Raw genomic sequence first — 21,253 nt, forward strand, 5'->3', positions numbered from 1 at the left:
CCCGCGCGGCCGCAGGTGGTGGTCAGGTTCCGGGAAGACTATCGGCGTCGCATGACGCCGCCACCTGCCGATCTTCCAGCCCCTCCCCCGCCGCAGGCGCCGCGCTGGCTCGACTGGATCGACCGCGCGGCGATGCCCTTTGCCATCGCAATCGCCCTGCTGCTGTTCGCCCAATGGCCGCTGCGCGACCTGGCCGGCTCGGGCAATGGCCCCACGCAGGCCAACGACCTCGCGCAGTGGCTGTTCGCGCTGTACGTTGCGGTGGCGCTGCGGCACGCCGGGCGCCGCGGCGCGCACCTCGTGGCGCGGCCCGACCTGGCTGCCGACACCAGCGGGCGCTTTGCACGGGCGCGCCGCATCGGGGCGGCGCTGTGCGTGCTGCCGTGGGCTCTGTTCCTGATCGTGACGGCCACGGTGCCGGTGTGGCGCTCGGTGGCCGCGTTCGAGCTGTTCCCCGACACCTTCAACCCCGGCTATTTCATGATCAAGGTGGCGCTGCTGCTGCTCGCGGTGTTGCTGGCGGTGCAGAGCGCGCTCGATCTCCTGCGCGAACTGCGCCATCCACGCGGGCACTGAATGGCCTGGCTCGGACTCGCCCTGCTCGCGCTGGCCCTGGCGCTGATGATGACCACCGGCTGGCCGACTTATGCCGTGCTGCTCGGCGTGTGCACGCTGGGCGCGCTGGCCGGACTGGCGCTGGGTGCGTTCGATGCGGCGCTGCTGCAGAACCTTCCGTGGCGCATCGTCGGCCTGCTGGAGCACGACCTGCTTCAGGCGCTGGCGCTCTACGCGCTGGTGGGCGCGCTGCTCAACCGGCTGGCGCTGGCCGAGCACCTGTACAACGGCTTGCGCAAGGCGCTGGCTTTCGTCGCCCCGCGCGCCGCATCGGAGCTGGCCGGCATGGTGCTGGGGCTGATGCTCGCGCCGATGAACGGCTCGGTCGGCGCCAGCCTGCTGACGCTGGCGCGCACGGCCGGCAAGGGCTGGGCAGCCGAAGGCCTGCCCGCGGCACAACGCACCGCGCTCGTGGCCGTGACCAGCACGCTGGGCGTGATCGTGCCGCCATCGCTTGTGCTTCTGCTGCTCGGCGACGCGATGCTGCGCGCCCACACCGAGGGCGTGAACATGGCGCGCACGCTGGCCTTGCCCACAGCCAATGCCAACCGCATCGTCAACACACAGGACATCCTCCAGGCCGCACTGGTGCCAGCAGCGGCGCTGCTGATCGGCTGGCTCGCGGTCGCGTGGTTCGGCGCCCGGCGCGGCAAGCCCGCCGCCACTGCAGCACCGCGCGAGCCGATGCAGCCGCGTGAAGGCTGGACGCTGCTGCTCGTGCCCCTGCTGATCGGCGCCCTGCTCGTGCTGGTCACGCTGGGCAGGGTGCGCGCGGTCGAGGGCGCGGCCGCCGCCTGCGTGCTGCTGCTCGGCTGGGGCCTGGTGTCGCGCCAGCTCACGCGAGCGGTGCTGTGGCAGGTGCTCGACGACGCGATGGCGCTCACCGGCGCACTGTATGCGCTGCTGGTGGCGGCCACCACCTTCTCTCTGCTGTTGCGCGGCTTCGGCACCGACGGGCTGATCGCGCGGCTCATGCTGTCGCTGCAGGGCCACCCCATGGTCGGGCTCATGGCGGTGCTGGCCGTGCTGCTGGCCTGCGCCTTCGTTCTCGACGCCTTCGAACTGATCTTCCTCATCGTGCCCATCGTCATGCCGCCGGTGCTCGCCCAGCTCGACGACGCCGCATGGATCGCCACCCTGACCCTGCTGGTGCTGCAGGCCGGCTTCCTGCTGCCGCCTTTCGGCTATGCGCTGGTGCTGGCACGCGGACAGGTCGCGCCGCGCCCGCCGGTGGCTGCCGTAGCGCGGGCACTGGCGCCTTACCTGGCGGTGCTCGCCACCGTGACAGCACTGGTGATGGCGCTGCCCGAGACCACGCGCTGGCTGCGCACCTCGCCAACCGCGCTCGCGCCCGCCGAGCCGATGAACGATGAAGCGGTGGACCGCCTGATGCGCGAGATGGCGCCGCCCGACACCGGCGACAGCGCCGCTCCACCAGAGGAGAAATAGCGCCGCGGCGTGCCGCACAATGCGCGGCGTATGACATTCAAGCTCCCCGTCGCGCTCGCGCTCGTCCTGTCCTCCAGCGCCAGCCACGCGGCGGCGTTGAAAGACGGCGACATCATCTTCCACACCTCGCGTTCGGCGCAGAGCATCGCGGTGCAGCGCGCCACCGGCTCGCGCTACAGCCACATGGGCATCGTGCTGTTGCGGGGCGGCAAGCCTTATGTGTTCGAGGCGGTGTCGACGGTGCGCTACACGCCGCTTGCGCAATGGACCGCGCGCGGCAACGGCGGGCACTACGTGGTGAAGCGGCTGCGCAATGCCGACACGCTACTGACACCAGGCGCAGTGGCCAAACTGCGCGCGGGCACCTCTGACTTCGAAGGGCGGCCCTACGACCTGACCTTCGAATGGTCCGACAAGCGCATCTACTGCTCCGAACTCGTGTGGAAGCTCTACCAGCGCGCGCTGGGCGTGCGCATCGGCGAGCTGCAGAAGATCCGCGAATTCAACCTGGGCGACCCTGCGGTGCGCGCCAAGATGCGCGAGCGCTATGGCGACAAGGTGCCGATGGACGAGCCGGTGATCTCGCCGGTGGCGATGTTCGAATCGCCGCTGCTCGTGACCGTCGAAACCCGCTGACCGGATCTCCCCCGCACGGGCACACGCCGCCCGACCGCGAGACAATCGTGGCCGTGAGTTCACAGACCCAGCCACCGTCACCTGCGCCACCGCCGATCCGCCGCATCGCGCACCTCGACATGGACGCCTTCTACGCGTCGGTCGAGCTGCTGCGCTATCCGCAGCTCAAGGGCCTGCCGGTGGTGATCGGCGGCGGGCGGCGGCGCGTGGACGAAGCCATCCGCAACCTGCCCGAGGGCGGCACGCTGGCCGACATTCCGGTCGAGTCCTTTCCGCTGCTGAAGGACTACACCGGCCGCGGCGTGATCACCACCGCCACCTACCCGGCGCGGCAGTTCGGCGTGGGCTCGGCCATGGGGCTCATGAAGGCGGCCAAGCTGTGCCCGCAGGCCATCATCCTGCCGGTGGACTTCGACGAGTACCGGCGCTATTCGCGCGCCTTCAAGAACCTCATCCTGGAGGTCGCGCCGCTCATGGAAGACCGCGGCGTGGACGAGGTGTACATCGACTTCACCGACGTGCCCGGCGGCCAGCGCGACGGCGGGCGCTCGCTGGCACGACTGCTGCAAAAAGCCATCTTCGATGCCACCGGCCTGACCTGCTCCATCGGCGTGGCGCCCAACAAGCTCATCGCCAAGATGGCGAGCGAGTTCAACAAGCCCAACGGTATCTCCATCGTCTACGAGGACGATCTCGAATCGCGCATCTGGCCGCTGCCCTGCCGCAAGGTGAACGGCATCGGCCCCAAGGCCGACGAGAAGCTCAAGCGCTTCGGCATCGAGACCGTAGGCCAGCTCGCGGCGCGCGACCGCGACTGGCTCATTGCCACCTTCGGCAAGGCCACCGGCGCATGGATGCACGAGGTGGCCTGGGGCCGCGACAACCGCCCGGTGGTGACCGAGAGCGAGCCCGTGTCGATGAGCCGCGAGACCACCTTCGACCGCGACCTGCACGCGGTGCGCGACCGCGCCGAGCTGGGCGCGATCTTCACGCAGCTGTGCGAGCAGCTCGCCGCCGACCTGCAGCGCAAGGGCTACGTGGGCAAGACCATCGGCATCAAGCTGCGTTACGACGATTTCAAGATCGCCACGCGCGACCAGACCATCGACCGCTTCACGGACGACGCGAAGACCATCCGCCACACGGGCGGTCTGTGCCTGAAACGCGTGCCGCTGGAGCGCCCGCTGCGCCTCCTGGGCGTGCGTGTGGGCGCGCTGGCAAAGGCGGGCAGCCCCGAGGCGCTGGCGCCCGCCGGGGCCGGTGCGCATCGCGCCGCGTCGGAACCGGCGGCGACCACCGCGTCGCTGTTCTGAACACGCCATGGTGAAACGCTGGCTGCGGCGCATCGCCTTCACGCTGCTGGGCTTCGTCGCGCTGGTCGGCCTCTACGTGGCCACGGCTTGCGTGCTGGTATTCTGGCCGGCCAATGCGCAGCCATCGAACGATGCAACCGCCGACGTACAGGCCTGGGTGCTGAGCAACGGCGTGCACACCGACTACGTGTTCCCCATCCGCTCGGCCACCGTCGACTGGCTGCAGGTGTTCCCGCTGAAAGACTTCAAGGCGCCGCCGCCCGATGCCGAGTTCATCGCCATCGGCTGGGGCGACCGCGAGTTCTACCTGAACACGCCCACCTGGGGCGACCTGACGGCGGCGCGCGCCTTCGGGGCGCTGTCGGGCGGCAACCGCGCGCTGATGCATGTGAGCTACCTGCGGCGCAACCAACTGGGGCGCGGCGCCTACAGCCTGCCGCTCTCGCAGGCGCAGTACGCGCAACTGGCCGGCTACGTGCGCGCCGCGCTGCCCTCGGGCCAGGCCACGCCCATTGCGGGCGCGCACTACGACAGCCAGGACGCCTTCTACGAAGCCGAAGGCGGCTACAACCTCTTCGAGACCTGCAACACCTGGACTGGGCGCGGGCTGCGGCGCTCGGGCGTCATCGTCAGCCGCTGGACGCCCTTCGACTTCACGGTGACGTGGCACCTGAAGCCGGTGCGGCCCTGAGCGACGAAGCTCAGGGCTTGGGCACGCCGGCCGACCACTGCGGCCAGTTCGCGACGATGTGATCGACCACGCGGCTGCCCACCAGCTCGATGTTTTCCACCGTCTCGGCAAAGCCGCCGGCCGTTTCGCCCGGTGCAGGGTCCAGGTGCTGCAGCGTGGTTTCCTTCGGGCTGCCCTGGTCGAAGTTGACGGCGCCGCGCAGGCTCATCACGCGGTCGGTGCCGTGGGTGCGCTTGATCACGAGGGTGATGGCGGCGGCTTCCATTTCGGTGATGACGTAGTCGTCGGCACCGTAGAGCTTGGCGATGTACTGCGCCTGCTTCGACATGCCGGGGCCGTGGAAGAAGGTGTCGCCGGTCATGTGCGTGCCGGTACCTACGAAGGGCGCGCGGCGGGCCGCGGCATCGGGGTAGCGCAGGCGGTACTTGCGGGCCGAGTCGGCGTCTTTCAGCGGCGTGTCGGCCGAGAGCTTCATGGCCCAGCCCACGAGGTCGGGGTTGAGCTTGAAGCGGCGGTATTCCTCGTAGCCCTTGCGCGGCATGAAGGTCGGTTCGCCTGGCTTGTTCTCTTCGGGTGCCCAGCGGTGGCCCAGGTCGTAGTCGACCAGCCAGGTGGCCCAGCTCACTTCGCCGATGGTGCCGCGCGAGGGCGGCGTGCCGGCCACGCCCGAGATCACGTAGTAGCTCTGCGAGAAGTCGAACTGCGGGTTCAGCAAGATGGCCTGCATAGACGACGACGAGTTGACCTTGCCCATGCCGAGCACCGCGCCGCACACGCCGTCGGTGTTGCAGTACACGGGCTGCAGTGCGCCGGGCACCGCAATGGGCCTGGCGCCCTTCCAGTAGCGCTCGTACCAGTGCTGGAACTCGCCGGCGCGGTCACCGGTGTTCTGGCCGATCTCGAACATGGCGGCGACGAAGACCTTGACCTTCACGGGCGCAGCCGGGGCAGATGCGGTCGGGGTCGAAGTGGAAGCACAGGCCGTGAACAGCAGCGCCGCGGCGGGCACAGCCAGCCAGCGGGCGGTGAAAAAGGAGGACTTGGAAGAAGTCATTCTGGAACCCGTTAAGAAGGACAAAGACGGCAGGACAAGGACAACAAGCGCGCCCGGCGTCCTACAACCGCCGATTGTCGGTGCTGGCAAAAGCGCGATGTAACGCCATCACGCAAACACCATGCCGGACTCTTCCACTCCTGCAAAGCCTCCGTCAAAGCCGACGCCCATCGCCAACGGCCTCGTCTACGTGAACCCCGACATGCCCGGCATACGCCGCCTGAAGCACGGCGAGCGCTTTCGCTACCGCGATGCCAAGGGGCAATGGCTGCGCGACGTGGACGAGATCTCGCGCATCCGCATGCTGGCCATTCCGCCGGCCTACACCCAGGTGTGGATCTGCCCGCTGCCCAACGGCCATCTGCAGGCCACCGGCATCGACGCGCGCGGGCGCAAGCAGTACCGCTACCACGCCGACTGGCGCTCGATGAAGGACGAGACCAAGTTCGACCGCCTCGAAGCCTTCGCGCTCGCGCTGCCGCGCATCCGCGCCCGTGTGGCGCGCGACCTGCAATTGCCAAGGGGCCAGAAGGCGCCGGGCCGCAGCCAGGTGCTCGCGGCGGTGGTGCGCCTGCTCGACACCACGCTGCTGCGCGTGGGCAACGAGGAATACGCGAGCAGCAACGGCTCCTACGGCCTCACCACGCTGCGCAACCGGCATGCGGCCGTGCAGGGCCAGGCCCTGCGGCTGCGCTTTCGGGGCAAGAGCGGCGTGATGCACGAGGCGAAGCTCGACGACCCGCGCGTGGCCAGGGTGGTGCGGCAATGCCAGCAGTTGCCGGGGCAGGCGCTGTTCCAGTACGTGGACGAGGATGCAGAGGGAGGCGGAAATGGCGAACTGCGCAGCGTCTCGTCCACCGACGTGAACGACTACCTGGCCGAAGCCGCGCAGGGTGAGCGCTTCACCGCGAAGGATTTCCGCACCTGGCACGGCACCGTGCAGGCGCTGGAACTCACCCGGCTGGCCTGCGAGCCGGGCCGCGCCGCTGCCGACGGCACTCGCTACAGCGCAAAGGACATCCTCGCGGCCGTCGCCAGGCAACTCGGCAACACGCCAGCAGTCTGCAAGAAGGCGTACGTGCACCCGGCCGTGCTGGCGCTGGGCAGCGCGCTCTCGGAGGGCGACGAAGCCACCGGCGCACTGTTCGAAAGGATCGCCGGGCACGGCACGGCCAGGCCATCACGTGGGCTGCATGCGGCCGAACGGCGGCTGCTGGCCTTCCTGCGAGCGCCACGGCGGAGGCAGGCGGCGCGAGGCCGCAACAGCAAGGCTCAGTTACCGGTCGCGAGCACGAGGCGCACGCTGTCGCCATCCAGCGCCACGGCGTAGCCAAGGTCTTCAGCCAGGTTCTGCAGCGCGACGGCATCGATGGCCAGGGCGCGCGGTGCGCGGTGCGCATCGAGCACGGCGGGCGTGCCACCGGGTTCGCGCGGCAGGGCCGTGAGGCGCAGTGCATTCGCACCATCTGCCTCGACACGGATCGCCCCCGCCTCGGCCGCACCGTCGTGCAGGTACCCCAACGCCCCGAGGAACAGGTAGCGCAGGGCCGCCGCGGCAGGCCAGCGGTGCTCGTCTTCCTGCGGATCGAGCGAGGCATCGGCGTCGAGCGACACGCCGTGCAGATCGAAGGCCGAGCGCATCAGCGCCACGCATTGCGCCACCAGCGCGCTGCGGGTGATGCCGTCGTCGGTGGTGGCCAGTTCCCAATCGCGCAGCGAGCGGACGGCTTCGATCAGCTCCGACACCTGGTTGTCGATCAGCGCCACCCGCTCTTCGCAGGCCACGGCGTCGATGGTGGCGGCGCCAACCTGCCGCTTGAGCATCAGCAGCGCCATGCGGATCACCGAGACGGGCGCCGCCATGTCGTGCCGCAGGGCGGGCAACGCACGTGTGAGCAGTTCGTGGCGCACGCCGGCGGCGATCCAGCTGCGCGCACTGGGCGAGGCCTTCATTGCGCAGCAGCCACGGGCGTCGGGTTCATCGGCACGGTCACGAGGTACTTCCTGAAACGGGGGAGTTAACAAGTATCGTGCCCGCCTCTGGGCGCGGGTGTAGGAGCGTGCCTACGATGGCCCCGCGCACCGGTTGGGAATGTCCGGAAACGGCGTGCAGCGCGCCTGCAACTCGCGCTTGAGCAGCTTGCCGTTGGCCGTGGTCGGCATCGCGTCGATCACCTCGATGCGGGCCGGGCGCTTGTAGGGCGACAGGTGCTCGACAAGGTGCGCGCGCAGAGCCGCCTCGTCGAGCACCGCGCCGGGCTTCAGTTCGACGAAGGCGACGACCTGCTCGTTGCCGTCGGCCTCGGGCACGCCGACCACCGCGCACAGGTGCACGCCGTCGAAGCGGGCGATGACCGCCTCGATCTCCGCCGGGTATACGTTGAAGCCCGAGCGGATGATCATTTCCTTCAGCCGGCCGACCACGAACAGCGCACCGTCGCTGCCGAAGCGCCCGAGATCGCCGGTGGCGTACCAGCCGCCTGGGCGCATCACCTGCGCTGTGGCGGCGGCATCGCGGAAGTAGCCGAGCATGAGGCCGGGGCCGCGCAGCCAGATCTCGCCGGTATCGCCGGGCGCGGCGTCATTGCCGTCGAGGGTCACGATGCGGGCCTCGCCGCCTTCCACCGCGTAGCCCGCCGAGGTGTCTGCGCGCGGCGATTCGGTGCGCGTGAGAAACACCGAGCCCGCGTACTCGGACAGCCCGTAGCCATAGTGCAGCGGCTGGCCGAACAACTGCTCCACGCGCTGCTTGAGCGCCGGATCGAGCGGCGCCGAGCCGGTATAGACGTAGCGCAGCTGCGGAAAGCGCGGCGCCACGCCCTCCGCCTCGATGTGGGCCAGCAGGCGCGCATACATCGTCGGCGGCCCGAGCAGGTTCGACACCTGCTCGTGCGCCAGCGCCTGCAGCATGTCGGCCGGCGAGAAGCTGCCGCGCAGCACCAGCGCGGCACCGCCCGTGAGCGCGGCCATCAGCACCGTGCCGATGCCGAAGATGTGCGTCATCGGCAGGAAGGCATAGGCGCGGTCGCGCTCGCTCAGGGCTCGCACCTGGGCCGAAACGCGGCCAAAATGAAGCAGGCCGCGGTGCGACACCATCACGCCCTTGGGCGTGCCCGAGGTACCGGAAGTGAAGATGATGGCGGCCGTGTCGGCCAATGCCGGGTCGGGTTCGGTGCGTGCTTCGGCACGCACGGCCGAGCGCATCACGCCTTCGAGTGCGGAAGGCTCTGCACCGGCTCTCTGCGCATGCCTTTCAGCAGCTTCGGATGCCCCGGTCGTGAAGTAGCAAAGCCGTGCATCCGCACGCTCCGCAATGGCCGCGATCTCGCCCGGCGACATGCGCGCATTCACGCCGCACGACCAGGCCCCGACGCGGCTGCAGGCCATGAGCAGCGCGATGTGCGCGGCACAGTTCTCGGCCACCAGCACCACGCGGTCGGTCGGCCGCACACCGGCGGCCAGCAGGTCGTTTGCGGCGGCATCGACCATCGATTGCAGCGCCGCATACGTCGTCGTCCCAGCGGGTTCGAAAAGAAAGACAGCCTCCGGCGTGTGAGCCGCGCGTGCCTCCAACAACTGATGAATCTTCTGCATCGCCTATTCCGCCTCGATGCCCTTGGACGCCGTCGCCCAGAGCTGGCGATCTGACCTGCCCTTCGTCGCCAGCAGGTCGGCCGCACCAGACCACACGTCGTAGCCCTGCTCGCGCAGCCGGTGCGCGATGTCTTCGCGCGCCAGCATCTTCTGCGCCGCGGCGTTCATGCGCGCGACCAGCGCAGGGTCCATGCGCGCCGGGCCGTAGAGGCCGAACCAGCCGCCCACGTCGTAGCCGGGCACGCCCGACTCGATCATGGTCGGCACATCGGGCAGCATGCGGTTGCGCTGACGCGAGGTGACGGCCAGCGCGCGCACCTTGCCCGTCTGGATGAAGGGCTTCGAGGTGGCGATGATGTCGAACATCATGGTCACGGTGCCGCCCATCACGTCGGCGAGCGCCGGTGCACTGCCTTTGTAGGGCACGTGCGTCAGCTGCACGCCGGTCATCTTCTCCAGCAGCGCACCGCTCAGGTGGTTGGACGCGCCCACGCCCGCCGAGCCGTAGAACACCTTGCCGGGCCGCGCCTTCGCGTAGGCCAGCAACTCGGCGAGGTTGCGTACCGGCACTTCGTTGTTGACGACGAGCACGTTGGTGTAGTCCACCAGCGGCGCGATGGGCGTCAGGTCCTTCATCGGGTCGAAGGCCATCTTGCGCTGCACGTTCGGGTTGATGGTGATGGTCGGGCTCGCGCCGAAGAACAGCATCGTGCCGTCGGGCGCGGCCTTGGCGACCGCGTCGCCGCCGAGCGAGCCGCTGGCGCCGGGACGGTTGTCCACGATGACCTGCGTGCCCAGCTCCTGGCTCAGCGCGGGTGCGAGCAGGCGCGCGGCGCCGTCGACCGGGCCGCCTGCGGAATAGCCGACGACGAGCTTGATGAGCGGCGGCAAGGGCTGCTGCGCGAAAGCACGATGCGGCAATGCGGCCAGCGCCGCGCTGCCTGCCATCGCGGCCATGAGGTGTCGGCGCGAGAAGTGAGTCGATGTCATGAGCGTTGTCTCCTGTTGTGTATTTCTTCGTCGGCTACATCGCTCAGGCCGGCAGGTCGAGCACCTGCCGCGCGAGGATGTTGCGCTGTATCTCGTTGGTGCCGCCGTAGATCATTGCGGCGGTGGAGCCGATGAGCGGAGAGAGCACGTTGAAGCTCTGCCCGTCGAGCAACTGGTCGCCGGCCACGGCACCCTGCTCTTCGCCCGCCTCGACCAGCAGCGCGCCGATGCGGTGATAGGTCTCGCTCGCCCAGATCTTCAGCAGCGACACCGAAGCCGGCAGCGGCTTGCCGGCGCGCACGATGTTCGCGAAGCCCGTGTAGGCTGCCGACAGGTCGAGCACGTCGAGCCGCAGCGCCGCGAAGCGCTGCGCGAACACCGGGTCGGCAAACAGGCGCCGCGCCTGCGCCAGCCACGCCAGCTGGCCCAGCGCGTACTGCGACTGCTTGGGGCTGCCCAGGAAGATGCGCTCGAAGCCCAGCAGCGCCTTCGCGATGGTCCAGCCGCCATGCAGCTTGCCCACGAGGTTTTCTGCCGGCACGCGCACGTTGTCGAAGAACACTTCGCAGAACTCGGGCTCGCCGGCCAGCGTATGAATCGGCCGGATGGTGATGCCCGGCGTGCGCAGGTCGCACAGCAGGAAGCTGATGCCCTCCTGCTTGCGTGCGTCCTTGTCGGTGCGCACGAGCATGAAGATGTGGTTGGCGTCCTGCGCGAGCGTGGTCCAGATCTTCTGGCCGTTCACGACGAAGTGATCGCCCTGCGCGTCGCGCGCAGGCAAGGCTTCGGTGCGCAGGCCCGCGAGGTCGGAGCCGGCGTTGGGCTCCGAATAGCCCTGGCACCAGACATGCTCGCCGCTCAGGATGCGGGGCAGAAAGCGCTGCTGCTGCTCGGGCGTGCCATGCTGGATGAGCAGCGGGCCGATCATCACGATGCCCTGGTCGGGCGCGCGCGCCACGCCGTGCTGCTCCAGCTCCTCGATCCACGCGATGAGCTTGTCCGCCGGCAGGCCCATGCCGCCATGCGCCTGCGGCCACGCGGGCGCGATCCAGCCTTGCGCCGACAGCGTGAGATACCACTCGCGCATCTCGCTCCAGCGCGCGCGGTGCGAGAGATAACGCAGTTGCGGCGGATAGCGCAGCTGCAGGAAGGCGCGCACCATGCTGCGGAAATCGGCCTCGGGCATGGCTGACCAGTCGGCGGTGCGCGGGAAATTACCCTGCCACTCGGCCGCACCCGCCGTGGCTTCCGCATAGCCCGACAGCGACGCATGCCGGCGCTGATGCGCGCTGACGTTACCCAGCCAGGCCGACAGGCACAGCACACGCTTGTAGAACAGGCTCAGGTCGCACTCCTGCGTGTAGCCGATGGCGCCATGCAATTGCACCGATGCTCGCGACGCCTGCAGCGCAGCGGCCGTGCAGCGTGCGTTGACGCGGCTCGCCTCGGCTTCGATCCGGTCCGCCGGCAAGCCCTGTGCTGCCAGAGCCAGCACCTCGTTCAACGTGGCCTGCGCCACTTCGAGGTGGATGAACATGTCGACACAGCGATGCTGCAGCGCCTGGAAGCTGCCGATGGGCTTGCCGAACTGCGAGCGCGTGCGCAGGTAGGCCAGCGTCTGCGCCAGCATGGCCTGCCCCGCGCCCAGCAGCTCGGCTGATTGAAGGATCTGGCCGGCCGCAAGGGCATGGCGCAACGCATCCTGCGCGGCCGGGCCTTCGGCCAGCACTGCGCCGGGCGGCAACGCCACTTGCTCGAAGCGCAGGTTCGAGGCCTGGCTGCCATCGACCAGTGGCACCAGCGTTTCGGTCACGCCTTCGGTGCCGCGCCGCACCCACAGCAGCACCGCATCGTCCTCTCCGCGCGCCGACACCAGCCAGCCGCTGGCAGCCGCGCCGGGCAGCACCATGAGTTTTTCGCCTTGCAGCAGCACGCCGCCTGTGTGCCCGGGCCGTACTTCGCAGCCGCAGGCCAGCGGCACCGCACTCAGGTCGCCGGCGCTTTCCTGCCATGCCAGCGCGGGCAGGCTGCGGCCCGCGACCAATTCAGCGAGCAGGGCATCCGCGCCCGGCGTGCCGAGCCGCGCCAGCAGCAGCGCGCTGAGGCCGGCCACGGCCAGCAGCGGCTCGGGCGCCACATGCTCACCCGCAGCCCGCAGGATCTCCGCCGCGCCGTCGAGCCCCAACGCGAGGCCGCCGGCCGATTCGGGCGCCAGCATGCCGGGCCAGCCCAGCGCGGCGATGCCGCCCCAGCCTTCGGCCTCGTCGGCACCGGGTTGTTCCATGCATGCGCGCCGCCGCTGGATAGCGCGGCTGCGAACGAAGTAGTCGAGCGCCGATTCGCGCACTGCCGAAAGTGATTCAAGATCCATCGCCGCAGCGTGCCTGAAGACCCCGCGAGCGAGCATTTGCATTTGCCGAAGGGAGGGTTTCGCAATCAGAGAACCACCCCGCGCGAGGGCGGGCTAGATTCGCTGCCATGACGAAAATCAAGAAATCCCTGCACACCGAGCTGGGCCACAGCACGCCCGACAAGATCACCGTGCGCGGGCGCGACCTGCCTTCGGAAATCCTCGGCCACCTGAATCTCGGCGATATGGCCTTCCTGGAGCTGACAGGGCGCATCCCGACGCCGCAGGAATCCGTCACCTTCAACGCCATCGTCGTCACACTGGTGGAGCACGGCATCACGCCCAGCGCGCTGGCTGCTCGCCTCACTTATGCGGGCGCACCCGAAGCACTGCAAGCCGCCGTGGCTGCCGGTCTTTGCGGCCTGGGCACGGTGTTCGTCGGCAGCACCGAGGGCGCCGCGAAGATGCTCTACGAAGCGATTCCCTTCGGCGAGAAGCCCACGCGCCCGCTCGCCGACATGGCGAAAGACATCGTGGCCGACCACCGCGCGCGCAAGCAGATCGTGCCGGGCCTCGGCCATCCGCTGCACAAGCCCATCGACCCGCGCACGCCGCGCCTGTTCCAGATCGCGGCGGAGAACGGGCTCTCCACGCACTATGTCGCGCTGATGCAGGCGGTGCAGGAAGAAGCCGAGCGCGTGTCGGGCAAGTCGCTACCGATCAACGCGACCGGGGCCATCGGCGCCATTGCGGCCGAGTTCGGCTTTCCGTGGAAGATCATTCGCGGCTTCGGCGTGATGGCGCGCGCCATCGGCCTCGTGGGCCACATCCTGGAAGAGATCGACGACCCGATGGCCATCGAGATCTGGCAACGCGTGGAGAAAGAAGCCGGCGGCCCCCGCCTGGACTGACTGAGCAACGACCGATGAACAACGCCAACGACAAGAGCTTTCCCGACATCCGCGACGCCGTGCGCGACCTGTGCGCGCAGTTTCCCGATGCCTACTTCCGCAAGATCGACGAGGCACGCGGCTACCCCGCCGAATTCGTCGACGCGCTCACCAAGGCCGGCTGGATGGCCGCGCTGATCCCGCAGGAGTACGGCGGCTCGGGCCTGGGGCTGACCGAGGCCTCGGTGATCATGGAAGAAATCAACCGCTGCGGGGGCAACTCCGGCGCCTGCCACGGCCAGATGTACAACATGGGCACGCTGCTGCGCCACGGCAGCGAAGCGCAGAAGCGCAACTACCTGCCGAAGATCGCCAACGGCGAACTGCGCCTGCAGTCGATGGGCGTGACCGAACCCACCACCGGCACCGACACCACGAAGATCAAGACCACGGCGGTGAAGAAGGGCGACCGCTACGTCATCAACGGCCAGAAAGTGTGGATCTCGCGCATCCAGCATTCGGACCTGATGATTTTGCTGGCGCGCACCACGCCGCTGGCGGACGTGAAGAAGAAGTCCGAGGGCATGTCGATCTTCATCGTCGACCTGCGCGAGGCCATCGGCAAGGGGCTCACGGTACAGCCCATCCTGAACATGGTGAACCACGAGACCAACGAACTGTTCTTCGAGAACCTCGAGATCCCGGCCGAGAACCTGATCGGCGAGGAAGGCCAGGGCTTCAAGTACATCCTCGACGGGCTCAACGCAGAGCGCACACTGATCGCGGCCGAATGCATAGGCGACGGCTACTGGTTCATCGACCGCGTGACGGCCTACACCAAGGAGCGCGTGGTGTTCGGCCGGCCCATCGGTCAGAACCAGGGCGTGCAGTTTCCGATTGCCGAGGCGTTCATCGAAGTGGAAGCGGCGAACCTGATGCGCTATGAAGCCTGTCGCCTCTTCGACGCGCACCAGCCCTGCGGCGCGCAGGCCAACATGGCGAAGTACCTTGCGGCCAAGGCGAGCTGGGAGGCGGCCAATGCCTGCCTGCAGTTCCACGGGGGCTTTGGCTTTGCGTGCGAATACGACATCGAGCGCAAGTTCAGGGAGACGCGGCTGTACCAGGTGGCGCCGATCTCGACCAACCTGATCCTGAGCTACGTGGCTGAGCACATGCTCGGCCTGCCCCGTTCGTTCTGAAGGACTTCATCGCCATGAACCCAGTCGACCACCCGAGCAAGTTGCTCGCGACCTTCGCCGCCGAATTGCAGTTCGCCGACATCCCCGCCCCCGTGCTGCGCCGCACCGAAGACCTGATGCTCGACTGGCTGGGCTCCGTGCTCGCGGCCCGCACCGCACGGCCGGTGCGCAGCATCGAACGCTTCGCGCAGATGATGGGCCCCGCCGACGGACCCAGCGAGATACTGACCTCGCGCCGCACCAGCTCGCCAGTGTTCGCTGCGTTGGTCAATGCAGCGGCCTCGCATTTCGTGGAGCAGGACGATGTGCACAACGGCTCGGTGTTCCATCCGGCCGCCGTGGTGATTGCGCCTGCGCTGGCCGTGGCGCAGAGCCTCGGCGCGAGCGGCGCACAGCTGCTGACGGCCGTGGTCGCGGGCTACGAGGTGGGCATCCGCGTCGGCGAATTCCTCGGCCGCTCGCACTACAAGACCTTTCATACGACCGCGACTGCAGGCACGCTCGCAGCCGCCGCTGCGGTGGGCCGTTTGCTGGACCTCACGCCGCAGCAGATGCTGCACGCCTTCGGCTCGGCCGGCACGCAGTCGGCCGGCGTGTGGGAGTTCCTGCGCGACGCGGCCGATTCCAAGCAGCTGCACTGCGCGCATGCGGCAGCGAGCGGGCTGATGTCGGCCTACCTCGCGCAAGACGGCTTCACCGGCGCCGCGAAGATCCTCGAAGGCGCGCAGGGCCTGGGCGTCGGCATGTCGAGCGACGCCGACCCTGCGAAGCTCACCGACGGCCTCGGCACGCGCTGGACGCTGGCCGAGACCTCCTTCAAATACCACGCCTCCTGCCGTCACACCCACCCCGCCGCCGACGCGCTGCTGCAGGTGATGACGCAGAACAGGCTGAAGCCCACCGACGTGTCTCACGTGACCACGCACGTGCACCAGGGCGCCATCGACGTGCTGGGCCGCGTGACCGTGCCGGCCACCGTGCACCAGGGCAAGTTCTCGATGGGCACAGTGCTGGGCCTCATCGCCGTGCACGGCCGCGCGGGCCTAGGCGAGTTCGACCGCGACTTTCTCGCGCCCGAGGTCTCGGCCTTCCGCGACAAGGTGGCGATGCAGCTCGACGATGAAGTCGACACTGCCTACCCCGCACGCTGGATCGGCAAAGTCAGCGTGCAGACCACCGACGGCCGCACGCTGCAGGGCCGTGTGGATGAACCGAAGGGCGACCCCGGCAACAGCCTGGACCGCGCGGAGATCGAAGACAAGATGCAGCGCCTGGCGCACTACGGCGAAGGCGCCACCGCCGACGAGGCGAAGGCGCTGTGCGAGCGGGTCTGGCAACTGGCCGATACGCCGCGCGTGGGGCGCTGGCTTATCGGCTGAAGCGGCTCAGGCGAACAGGCGCCCCTGGCCGGGCACGCGCGGATCGAGCCCAGCGGTGCCGACGAGGTCCCAGAAGCCTGCGGGCGAACTCGAGACCACGGGCACCCGCAGGCGCGCTTCGACTTCGCGCACCGCATCGAGCGTGACCAGCCCGCCGCAAGAGATGAGAATGCCGTCGGCGCCGGGCTGGGCATCGAAGACCTTCAGGCACAGATCGACCAGCACCTGCGTCGGAACTTCGCCCACGGCCTTCACGTCGGAGATGGAAAGGCCTTCGAGCGCGAGGGGTTCGAAGTCGCTCTGTTCCAGGTACTTGCGCAGGTGCAGGTTGACTTCGTCGATGTACGCGGTGGCCACCGCCACGCGCCGCACTCCGAGGTGACGCAGTGCGCCGACGATGGCGTTGCTCATGGTGGTGCAGGGCAATCCAGTGGCACGCGCCATCTCGACTTCGAGTTGCCGGTTGAAGGCCGCACCGCGAAAGAAGCTCAGCGAGGTGCCCATGAGCGAGACCGCGCTCACGCCCTCCTCCTTGAGCGCCACGGCTTTCTCGACCACGGAGTCGATGACGTCGAGATAACCGCGTGTCGAGATTTCTCCAAGGCCCAGGCCTTTGGCACTGAAGCGGATGCGTTCGCCGTAAAGCAGCGGGCCGTCTACCGGCACTTCGCCGGCTGCCGGGGGGACGATCAGGCCCAGGTGAGGTGTGGTCATTTCGATGGCTCCATGCTTTTTTTGGCTCTTGTTTCGGGGTATGTGCACAGGCCACCGGGTACTCCCCTCCGCGAATGTCCCCCGGCCTGCGGCCTCCTCCTTTATTTCGCTGCGGGGAGCACCCGGCGCCCTGTGCACCGGACGTGCTGTCGGTTTGCGGCTGATTAACCAGTGCTCTGAACGATCACGACGGCGGGGTGCCTTGCGCAGCGAAATAAAGGAGGAGGGGCGAAGCCCCGGGGGACATTCGCGGAGCAAGGTACCCCGTCGGCGTGAGCGCCCCACGAACAAAAAAACTCAATTCCCCTCAGCCACGATGCGCTGATCAGAAATGATCTTCTTCCACCGAGAAGTCTCCGCAGCCATGTCCTTCCCAAGCTGCGAAGGCGTTGCATAGGCACGCAGCGTGCCCTGCGCCGCGGCAGCCGTGCCGGCCTCCGGCGTATCGAGCACCGACTTCACCGCAGCCGACAGCTTCTCGACCACATCGTTCGGCGTGCCCGCGGGTGCCAGCACAAAGATGCGCGGCGCCACATCGAACCCCGGCAGCGCATCGGCCAACGGCGGCACGCTCTCCGCGCCTTCCAGCTTGGCCGTGTTCATCAGCGCCACCGCGCGCAGCTTGCCCGCCTTGGCCTGCGCCATGCCCGCCGTCGCGCTCACCACGCCAAGAGGAATCTGCCCGCCGATCACGTCCGGCACGATCTGCGCGGCGCCGCGGTACGGCACATGCACCACCGAACTGCCGGTGGCCTGTTTGAGCATCTCGAAGCCCAGATGCTGCACCGTGCCGACACCCGACGTGGCATACGAATAGCGCGAGGCATTGGCCTTGAGCTCCTTCACCAGCTCGGCCGGCGTCTTCGCGGGAAAGTCGTTGTTGGCGACGATCATCAGCGGCGAGATGAAGGCGCCCGCCACCGGCTTGAAGCTGGTGAGCGGATCGATGCCGATCTTCGGCTGCAGCAGCTTGGCAATGAGCAAGGCGCTGTCGCCCATCATCAGCGTGTAGCCGTCGGGCGGCGCCTTGGCGACGAAGTCGGCGGCAATGATGCCGGTCGCGCCAGTGCGGTTCTCGACCATCACCTGCTGCCCCAGTATTGCGGGAAGGCGCGCGCTCAGCAGCCGCGCGGCGGCATCGACGCCGCCGCCGGCCGAGTAGCCGACCACGAGGCGGATGGGCTTGTCAGGGTACTTCTGGGCCCAGGCCATGGGCGCTGCGAGCAGCGCGCCGGCAAGGCCCAGGGCCACTGCCGCGCGAATCGCTTGTCTGGCTTTCATCGTGTCTCCGTCTTATTTTTTGATTCGCAGGGCGGCTCAGGCCTTGCCCTTGCCGTGCGAGGTCGGCAGCTTCGCCAGCTCTCGCACGCGCTCTGCATTGGGCGCGAAGCCCAAGCCCGGCGTCTCGGGCAGAGTCAGCCAGCCTTGCTCGGGCACCGGCAGGCCGTCGAAGATCTGCTTGAGCATCTGCACCGCGACGTAGTGATATTCGACCAGCCCGCCATTCGACACGCCCGCATGCAGATGCATGTTGTGAAAGGGCCAGGCACCACCGTTGTCGATGGGCACATTGAAAGCCTGCGCCATGCCCGCGATCTTCAGGCACTGCGAGTAGCCGCCCGAGATGGTCACGTTGGGCTGCAGCACGTCCGCCGCCTGGTTCACCAGCAGGTCGCGGAAGCGGAAGGCCAGCCCCTCGTTCTGGCCGCAGGCGAGCGGAATACGGGTGCGCGCGCGCAGCTGTGCCATCTGGCGCACGTCGTTCTGCGTGAGCGGCTCCTCGAAGAAGCTGATGCCGTAGGGCTCGATGCGGTGTGCGAGTTCGGTAGCATGGAACAGGTCGAGACCGCAGTTGGCGTCGACATACAGCTTCACGTCGGGGCCCACGGCCTCGCGCACAGCGGCGACGCGGCGCACGTCTTCGGCGATGACTTCGTCAAGCGGACGCGGCTCGTCGCGGCGCGCGAGTGCGTGGTTGCCGACGGTCATCTTCAGGCGCTGGAAGCCCTGCGAAACCCACAGCTTCGCGGCGGCCGCGAGCTGGTCGCGCTCGAAGAAGCCGAAGCCGAAGGTGGCGTACACCGGCACCTTGGCGCGCGCACCGCCGAGCAGGCGCCACAGCGGCTGGCCCAGCGCGCGGGCCTTGATGTCCCACAGCGCGATGTCGAGCGCTGCGATGGCATGGCTGGCGTAGCCGGTCTGGCCGCGTGGGGAAAGCAGCCAGTAGAGCTTGTCCCACAGGCGCTCGGTGGCCATCGGGTCTTCGCCGATCAGTGCGGGGCCCGCCACCTCGCGCACGGCTGCGCCGACGATTTCTTCCTCGGTGATGGCAGTCATGCCGTGGCCGACGAGGCCGGTGTCGGCCTCGATCTCTGTGAGGCACAGCGACAGCGAGGTCTGCTTGTTCAGGCCGACCACGTCGATGGTGACGGGAATGTTCAGCGGCGTGGCGCTGACGCGAACGATCTTCAAGGGTGTCTCCTTTGGTTTGCGCGATCTTTGCGCGCGGGCCGCGAGAGAACAATTCGTTTTTGGCGGGCGCGAGGCTTCGCGCGGCGCGAAGCCTCGTGCTCAGTCTGGCCGGCCGAGGTGCTCCAGCACCGAGCGCGCAGCCACGGTCAAATCTTGCTGCCTGCGCACGCACAGCAGGTGGCGGCGCATGGCCCAGGGTGCATCGAGCTTCAGGCAGCGCAGCTTCAGTATCTGCAGCTGCGGCAGGATGGCCGCATAGGGCAGCACGCCGATGCCCACGCCCTGCTCCACCATGCGGCACACCATGTCGAAGCTGCCCACCTGCATGCGCACCTTGAGCGGCACCTGCGCCTCCAGCGCAGCGGCCAGCAGCACGCGGTGCAGGGCCGTGCCTTCGCGCACCACGATATGGTCGTGGCGCAGCACCTCGTCTACATCGATGCGCTTGCGTCGGGCCAGTGGGTGGTCGCGCGCGATCACCACGGCCAGCTCGTCGTTGCGGTAGGGCAGGCATTCGAGGCCGTCGGCGGACGTGTTGCCCTCGATCACGCCGATGTCGGCCAGGCCTGCCTGCACGGCCTTCACCACCTCGGTGCTGGCGCGCTCCTGCAGGTCGATCTTCAGCACCGGGTGCAGCCGAAGGAAGGAGCCGATCTGCGCCGGCAGAAACTGCGCGATGGTCGATGCATTGGCCGTGATGCTGACCACGCCCGCCACGCCGTTCTGGAAATCGTCCAGCTCGGCGCCGAGCCGGTCCATGGCCGAGAGCACCGCGCGCGCATGCAGCAGCAGGCCATGCCCCGCCGACGTGAGCGTGACGCCGCGCGCATGGCGCACCAGCAGCGGCAGCCGCGCGCGGGCTTCAAGATCGGAGATTCGTTTGCTGGCCGCCGCGAGCGCGATATGGCAGCGCTTGGCGCCCTCGCTGATGCTGCCGTGATCGGCCACGGCCACGAACAGGCGCAGCGACTTCAGGTCGGCGGACATGACGGCCGCGCCCTCAATGCGCGACGAGGTGGTCGAACAGCTCGCGCGCCGAGGCCGGCAGCTGCTCGCGATTGCGCGCGATCAGCTTCAGCTCGCGCTCGGCCCATGCATCGCTGAGCGCCACGGTCGAGATGCGCATCGCCATCGATAACCGCTGCGCAGAAGACGCCGGCAGCACGCCGACCCCCACGCCCGCTTCGATCATCAGGCAGATGGCTTCGAAGCTGCTGACCTGGATGCGCGGGTTGAAGCCCCGTCCCGCGAGCTCGGCGCGGCGCTGCAGGAAGCGGTGGATGGCGCTGCCGTGGTGCAGGCCCACGTGCTGCTCGTCGAGCGTGTCGGCAAAGGCCACCGAAGACGCGCCCGCGAGGTGGTGCGTGGTGGGCACGACCAGCACGAGCTGGTTGCTGCCGAACGGGCGTGCATCGAAGTCGCCCGTGTGCACGTCGCCGGCGAGGATGCCGATGTCGGCCTCGCCGTCGGCCACCGCACGCACGATCTCTTCGCTCAGGTATTCACGCAGGTCGACCTGCACGGCCGGGTGCTGCGTGAGAAAGCCGGCCAGCTTCTGCGGCAGGTACTCGGTGATCGAGGTGGTGTTGGCGAACACGCGCACATGGCCCTTGATGCCCTTGCCGAAGTCCTGCATGTCGCAGCGCAGGTGCTCCATCTGCTGCATCACGCGCTTGGCGTGGTACAGCACCGCCTGCCCCGCGGCAGTGAGGCTCACGCCCTGCGCACTGCGGTGCAGCAGCTTGCCGCCCACGGCCTCTTCCATCTGCTTGATGCGGGTGGAGGCGGCGGCCAGCGAGATGCAGGCCTTCTCGGCGCCGCGCGTGAGGCTGCGCGCGTCCGCCACGTAGACGAACAGTTTCAGGTCGAACAGGTCGAAATGCAGGTTCACCGGGCGCGGGCATCAA

The 21,253-nt window shown here is 68.5% G+C and carries 19 protein-coding genes; 9 read left to right on the plus strand and 10 right to left on the minus strand.

The window, feature by feature from the left end:
• Positions 1–51: 51 nt before the first annotated feature.
• The 5 genes from ACZYSP_RS10755 (at position 52) to ACZYSP_RS10775 (ending at position 4,704) form a co-directional block, all read left to right on the plus strand.
• Positions 52–576 carry a C4-dicarboxylate ABC transporter substrate-binding protein gene (locus tag ACZYSP_RS10755; protein ID WP_093075710.1) on the plus strand — a complete coding sequence of 175 codons (525 nt, stop codon included), beginning with the start codon at positions 52–54 and terminating at the stop codon, positions 574–576.
• Positions 577–2,064, plus strand: a complete 1,488-nt coding sequence (locus ACZYSP_RS10760; protein WP_093075711.1) for a TRAP transporter large permease subunit — start codon at positions 577–579, stop codon at positions 2,062–2,064.
• Between the two features lie 30 nt (positions 2,065–2,094).
• Entirely contained in the window at positions 2,095–2,700 is a 606-nt protein-coding gene (locus ACZYSP_RS10765; RefSeq protein ID WP_093075713.1) for a YiiX family permuted papain-like enzyme, read from the plus strand.
• Between the two features lie 119 nt (positions 2,701–2,819).
• On the plus strand, positions 2,820–4,013 hold the full coding sequence (locus ACZYSP_RS10770) for a Y-family DNA polymerase (protein ID WP_093049081.1): 1,194 nt from the start codon (positions 2,820–2,822) through the stop codon (positions 4,011–4,013).
• Positions 4,014–4,020: 7 nt separating this feature from the next.
• The gene (locus ACZYSP_RS10775; RefSeq protein ID WP_093075714.1) at positions 4,021–4,704 is read left to right on the plus strand and encodes a TIGR02117 family protein; all 684 of its coding nucleotides are present in this window, start codon (positions 4,021–4,023) and stop codon (positions 4,702–4,704) included.
• A 10-nt stretch (positions 4,705–4,714) separates the two neighbouring features.
• Here the strand turns inward: ACZYSP_RS10775 and ACZYSP_RS10780 are convergent, their stop codons facing one another.
• Complete coding sequence (locus ACZYSP_RS10780; RefSeq protein WP_093075716.1) at positions 4,715–5,758, minus strand: purine-nucleoside phosphorylase; 1,044 nt, start codon at positions 5,756–5,758, stop codon at positions 4,715–4,717.
• A 121-nt stretch (positions 5,759–5,879) separates the two neighbouring features.
• Here ACZYSP_RS10780 and ACZYSP_RS10785 point away from each other — a divergent pair, with 121 nt between their 5' ends.
• A complete protein-coding gene (locus ACZYSP_RS10785; RefSeq protein WP_093075717.1) occupies positions 5,880–7,088 on the plus strand; it encodes a DNA topoisomerase IB in 1,209 nt (402 codons plus the stop codon).
• On the opposite strand, the gene ACZYSP_RS10790 is transcribed toward ACZYSP_RS10785, so the two are convergent.
• The 4 genes from ACZYSP_RS10790 to ACZYSP_RS10805 form a co-directional block, all read right to left on the minus strand.
• The gene (locus tag ACZYSP_RS10790; protein ID WP_093049069.1) at positions 7,031–7,711 is read right to left on the minus strand and encodes a hypothetical protein; all 681 of its coding nucleotides are present in this window, start codon (positions 7,709–7,711) and stop codon (positions 7,031–7,033) included. The two genes, ACZYSP_RS10785 and ACZYSP_RS10790, sit on opposite strands and share 58 nt — an antisense overlap.
• A gap of 111 nt (positions 7,712–7,822) precedes the next feature.
• A complete protein-coding gene (locus ACZYSP_RS10795; protein ID WP_093075719.1) occupies positions 7,823–9,352 on the minus strand; it encodes a class I adenylate-forming enzyme family protein in 1,530 nt (509 codons plus the stop codon).
• Positions 9,353–9,355: 3 nt separating this feature from the next.
• Complete coding sequence (locus ACZYSP_RS10800; protein ID WP_093049060.1) at positions 9,356–10,342, minus strand: Bug family tripartite tricarboxylate transporter substrate binding protein; 987 nt, start codon at positions 10,340–10,342, stop codon at positions 9,356–9,358.
• Between the two features lie 43 nt (positions 10,343–10,385).
• The gene (locus tag ACZYSP_RS10805; RefSeq protein WP_093075720.1) at positions 10,386–12,713 is read right to left on the minus strand and encodes an acyl-CoA dehydrogenase family protein; all 2,328 of its coding nucleotides are present in this window, start codon (positions 12,711–12,713) and stop codon (positions 10,386–10,388) included.
• Between the two features lie 107 nt (positions 12,714–12,820).
• On the opposite strand from ACZYSP_RS10805, the gene ACZYSP_RS10810 reads away from it, so the two are divergent.
• From ACZYSP_RS10810 to ACZYSP_RS10820, 3 genes are read left to right on the plus strand one after another with little or no spacing between them, the layout of a single operon-like run.
• Entirely contained in the window at positions 12,821–13,603 is a 783-nt protein-coding gene (locus ACZYSP_RS10810; protein ID WP_093075722.1) for a citryl-CoA lyase, read from the plus strand.
• 14 nt (positions 13,604–13,617) lie between these two features.
• Positions 13,618–14,781 carry an acyl-CoA dehydrogenase family protein gene (locus tag ACZYSP_RS10815; RefSeq protein WP_093049052.1) on the plus strand — a complete coding sequence of 388 codons (1,164 nt, stop codon included), beginning with the start codon at positions 13,618–13,620 and terminating at the stop codon, positions 14,779–14,781.
• A gap of 14 nt (positions 14,782–14,795) precedes the next feature.
• Positions 14,796–16,160, plus strand: coding sequence for an MmgE/PrpD family protein (locus ACZYSP_RS10820; protein ID WP_093075724.1), 1,365 nt, complete (start codon positions 14,796–14,798; stop codon positions 16,158–16,160).
• A gap of 6 nt (positions 16,161–16,166) precedes the next feature.
• Here the strand turns inward: ACZYSP_RS10820 and ACZYSP_RS10825 are convergent, their stop codons facing one another.
• From ACZYSP_RS10825 to ACZYSP_RS10845, 5 genes are all read right to left on the minus strand, one after another.
• Positions 16,167–16,874 (minus strand): arylmalonate decarboxylase, encoded by a 708-nt coding sequence (locus ACZYSP_RS10825; protein ID WP_093049049.1) that lies wholly within the window; start codon positions 16,872–16,874, stop codon positions 16,167–16,169.
• A 297-nt stretch (positions 16,875–17,171) separates the two neighbouring features.
• Positions 17,172–18,155 carry a Bug family tripartite tricarboxylate transporter substrate binding protein gene (locus ACZYSP_RS10830; RefSeq protein ID WP_093075725.1) on the minus strand — a complete coding sequence of 328 codons (984 nt, stop codon included), beginning with the start codon at positions 18,153–18,155 and terminating at the stop codon, positions 17,172–17,174.
• 36 nt (positions 18,156–18,191) lie between these two features.
• Entirely contained in the window at positions 18,192–19,346 is a 1,155-nt protein-coding gene (locus ACZYSP_RS10835) for a mandelate racemase/muconate lactonizing enzyme family protein (RefSeq protein ID WP_093075727.1), read from the minus strand.
• A gap of 99 nt (positions 19,347–19,445) precedes the next feature.
• Entirely contained in the window at positions 19,446–20,333 is an 888-nt protein-coding gene (locus ACZYSP_RS10840; protein ID WP_093075728.1) for a LysR family transcriptional regulator, read from the minus strand.
• 13 nt (positions 20,334–20,346) lie between these two features.
• Positions 20,347–21,237, minus strand: a complete 891-nt coding sequence (locus tag ACZYSP_RS10845; RefSeq protein WP_093049037.1) for a LysR family transcriptional regulator — start codon at positions 21,235–21,237, stop codon at positions 20,347–20,349.
• Positions 21,238–21,253: the final 16 nt, after the last annotated feature.

Source organism: Variovorax sp. F042 (genome assembly GCF_057814215.1).